We start from the raw sequence: 3326 nt of genomic DNA on the forward strand, positions 1-3326 counted from the left end.
CAGTTCAGTAGCAAAATTGTTTGAAGATTTTGCAGGTGAACCCGTAAAAGGAAAGAAACTAGCATTTATTCTAACAGCAAGTTTGGTAGAAAAAGTGCGTTTTTATGTCGATGACGATAGAAAAGCCTTTGAAAAATTAGGTCTTATCATAGAAGAATTAGAAGTTTCTACCGCTACTACCGAAGAGGTAGCCCAAGCATTAGAGCGGAATGATTATATTTTTATTTCTGGAGGGAATACATTCTACCTAATGCAGGAACTAAAAAAGAAAGGAGCTGACAAACTACTTATTGAACAAATTAATAACGGAAAATTGTACATAGGCACTTCGGCAGGTTCTGTTATTGCTTCACCTAATATTGAATTTGTTAGCGATATGGACGAACCCAAAAAAGCCCCTGAACTAACAGAATATTCGGGGTTGCATTTGGTAGATTTTTATTTATTACCTCATTATTTGAACTTTCCTTTTAAGGAATCTTCTCAAAAAGTAGTAAACGAATATTCACCCAAAATAGATTTGCGACCTATTTCCAACAATCAAGTAATTACTGTTTTAGGTAATGAAATAAAAACACTTGAAAACCCAAACGAGCAGCAAAGAAATAGTTTTAATGATGTCTAAGCTCCCAAAACTCTATATCATAGCAGGTTGTAATGGTGCGGGAAAAACCACTGCTTCCTTTACTATTTTACCCGAAGTACTTGGTTGCAAAGAGTTTATCAATGCCGACGAAATCGCTAAGGGGCTATCGCCTTTCCAGCCCGAAAGTGTGGCTATGCAAGCAGGGCGAATAATGCTCGCTCGTATGGACGAATTATTGCAAAAAGGAGAAACTTTTGCCTTCGAAACTACTTTGGCTACTAAAAGCTATAAGCAAAAAATAGAATGGGCACAAGCTAATGGCTATGAGGTTACGCTGTTGTTCTTTTGGTTAGACTCACCCAATATAGCTAAAGAACGGGTCGCCCAGCGAGTTGCTGAAGGAGGTCATAGTATTCCCTTAGAAACCATTGAAAGAAGATATTATAACGGCATTGCCAATCTCTTTACTATCTATATAGATATAGTAGATATTTGTTATATATTTGATAATTCAGAAGGGAGAAAGGAACTTATAGCTCAAAAGGAAAGGCATAAGGATATAGTAATTTATAACAACGACAAGTTTAACTTGATGAAAAATAATGATGAAAGAGGAAATAACTAAAAAAGAGAGTCTAAAAGACAAACTTTTAAAAGGTTTAGACCTTGCTTATGAGCGAATGATTGCCGAAAAACGCAAGAATAACCAAAAGATTGTGGTGCGCCGCGAGGGAAAAATCGTAACTATCACTCCATAGGAATTAGCAAAAGTATCAATTAACACATTAATTAACGTCAGTTCGATATAACAAAACACTGATTTACAATTATATTTGCATTACAATCTGTGTAAATCCAGCAGCGCCAGCTACCTATCCGTGCATATTATATTTGTCAGTTATCAATTGAAAGACTATCCGTGTTAAATTCGTGTAATCCGTGCGAGAGCTAAAAAACAGCGAAGCTGTTTATTTATTTGATTAATAAATGTTTAACTATATATTTCTTACAACGAACTCACATTAATTAAGTTTATGACCTAAGACATTAAAAACAGGAAAGGGGTTCAAAAGGCGGTAGATATCCCTGCCGAAGTACTTTCGCTACTAAGTGCGGGCAGCATAGAAACGGTAAACCTTACCGAATGGTTAGCAATAGACCATTCACAGAATACTATTAGACTTATAGGAGCATTGTTATATGAAAAATATGCAAATACTGACCTCTATGATCCTTTGTTTAAGCAACTCATACACTTAATACCAAATCATAGAAGAAGACGATGACGACCGCCAAGAGGAACTAATGGAGCTATTTGATAGCAATGTACCTCACCCTGAAGGCAGTTCGTTGTTATTCTATCCGGAAAACTACAACGCCCGCACTATGACGACCCCACCGTCGAGGAAGTAGTAGACAAATGCTTGGCGTATCAACTGATTATAATTAACTAATAAAAATGTGTCAATTGGCAAATATACTAATTAACAAATTACACAATGACCACAAACGAGTATCATCAACCCATAGGGGAGGCATTACCTGATTTTTCAGTAGGAGAACCCCCTCATATAACTCTTTTAAAGGGAAATTATTGTCTATTGGAACCTCTTTCTGTAGAGAAACATTTAGACGATTTGAGTGATTTCTATTTGGAAGCCAATGCCGTGATACCTGATTGGACGTATCTACCTATAGCTCCTATGAAGGATAAAGAGGAGTTGCACGCTTTACTCACTGAGCAGGAAGCCTCTGCTGACCCTTATTTTCTGACAATTGTAAATAAGCAAACACGAAAAGCCGTGGGTACGCTCTCTCTAATGCGTATAGACCCTAAAAATAGAGTGATAGAAGTGGGATGGGTTATCTATTCGCCGGCTTTGCAGCGTACGCGTATGGCTACAGAGGCGCAGTATTTGTTGGCAAAATATGTGTTTGAGACCCTCCGGTACAGGCGTTACGAATGGAAATGTGACAGTCTTAATGCGCCTTCTCGGCGTGCTGCCGAGCGCTTGGGGTTTGTATATGAGGGTACGTTCAGGCAAGCCGTAGTTTACAAAGGGCGTTCACGTGACACCGCTTGGTTTACTATGATTGATAAGGAATGGACTGTCAATAAATGTATTCTTGAACAATGGCTCTCCCCTGAGAATTTCGACTCGCAGGGTAAGCAACAGAAATCTTTGAAGAAGTTGAGAGAATTAGCAAAAGAATAGATGAATCAATAGTAAAACCTTACATTTTAAATAACTCTGAATGACTTCCAAGTCTCATCAAATAAATTACTTTTTCATCATCAGAATTACAATCCTAAAAAAATAGGATAATCGACTTCATTAATCGTTGCTTGTAATACAATTGAGTTCATAATACTTCTTGTTTTTTTTCTCAAAGGTACTGTAAGTTCCACTAATAATTGCAATTTTAAGTAGTAATTTTTAGTAAAACTTTTATTTTTCAGAGGGTTTTGCCTCTAAGGGGCAACCCTCTGAAAAATAAAAAAAGAGAAAAAACTATAAAAGTCTTTTCTCTTTCAAAATAAATGCTTTTCTTTGTAAATGACAATGAAAGAATATAAGCATTTAAATTTGGTGCAAAGGTCGGTAATTTCTGCTTTAAAAGCAAGCGGAATCAAACAAAAAGATATTGCTCTTTATGCAGAGTGTAATCCCTCTACCGTCAGTCGAGAGCTGTCAAGAAACAAAACAAAGACAGGAAAATACAGTCCAAAAGTAGCTCA

Annotated in this window: 5 protein-coding genes and 1 pseudogene; all 6 read left to right on the forward strand. The window is 36.7% G+C overall.

Annotation, left to right across the window (positions count from 1 at the left end):
- On the forward strand, positions 1-625 hold a 625-nt coding region (locus HMPREF1320_RS00910), incomplete at its 5' end, for a Type 1 glutamine amidotransferase-like domain-containing protein (RefSeq protein ID WP_034553758.1).
- Complete coding sequence (locus HMPREF1320_RS00915) at positions 618-1211, forward strand: zeta toxin family protein (RefSeq protein WP_009417139.1); 594 nt, start codon at positions 618-620, stop codon at positions 1209-1211. The genes HMPREF1320_RS00910 and HMPREF1320_RS00915, both read left to right, overlap by 8 nt.
- The gene (locus tag HMPREF1320_RS11445) at positions 1189-1344 is read left to right on the forward strand and encodes a hypothetical protein (protein ID WP_015781801.1); all 156 of its coding nucleotides are present in this window, start codon (positions 1189-1191) and stop codon (positions 1342-1344) included. The genes HMPREF1320_RS00915 and HMPREF1320_RS11445 overlap by 23 nt, the downstream gene beginning before the upstream one ends.
- A 288-nt stretch (positions 1345-1632) precedes the next feature.
- Positions 1633-1836: pseudogene (locus HMPREF1320_RS11595) on the forward strand (DNA alkylation repair protein); the annotation flags it as partial.
- Between the two features lie 249 nt (positions 1837-2085).
- On the forward strand, positions 2086-2802 hold the full coding sequence (locus HMPREF1320_RS00925; protein ID WP_009417140.1) for a GNAT family N-acetyltransferase: 717 nt from the start codon (positions 2086-2088) through the stop codon (positions 2800-2802).
- Positions 2803-3150: 348 nt separating this feature from the next.
- Positions 3151-3326, forward strand: a 176-nt coding sequence (locus HMPREF1320_RS10870; protein ID WP_232207519.1) for a helix-turn-helix domain-containing protein, incomplete at its 3' end; no start/stop codon positions are given.

The sequence above is a fragment of the Capnocytophaga sp. oral taxon 335 str. F0486 genome (genome assembly GCF_000277665.1).
Taxonomy (GTDB): Bacteria; Bacteroidota; Bacteroidia; order Flavobacteriales; family Flavobacteriaceae; genus Capnocytophaga; species Capnocytophaga ochracea.

What these genes read in the sequence shown, in the direction of transcription:
- HMPREF1320_RS00925 (WP_009417140.1), top strand. Translation starts at nt 2,086, where the DNA reads ATGACCACAAACGAGTATCATCAACCCATAGGGGAGGCATTACCTGAT.
- HMPREF1320_RS11445 (WP_015781801.1), top strand. Translation starts at nt 1,189, where the DNA reads ATGATGAAAGAGGAAATAACTAAAAAAGAGAGTCTAAAAGACAAACTT.
- HMPREF1320_RS00915 (WP_009417139.1), top strand. Translation starts at nt 618, where the DNA reads ATGTCTAAGCTCCCAAAACTCTATATCATAGCAGGTTGTAATGGTGCG.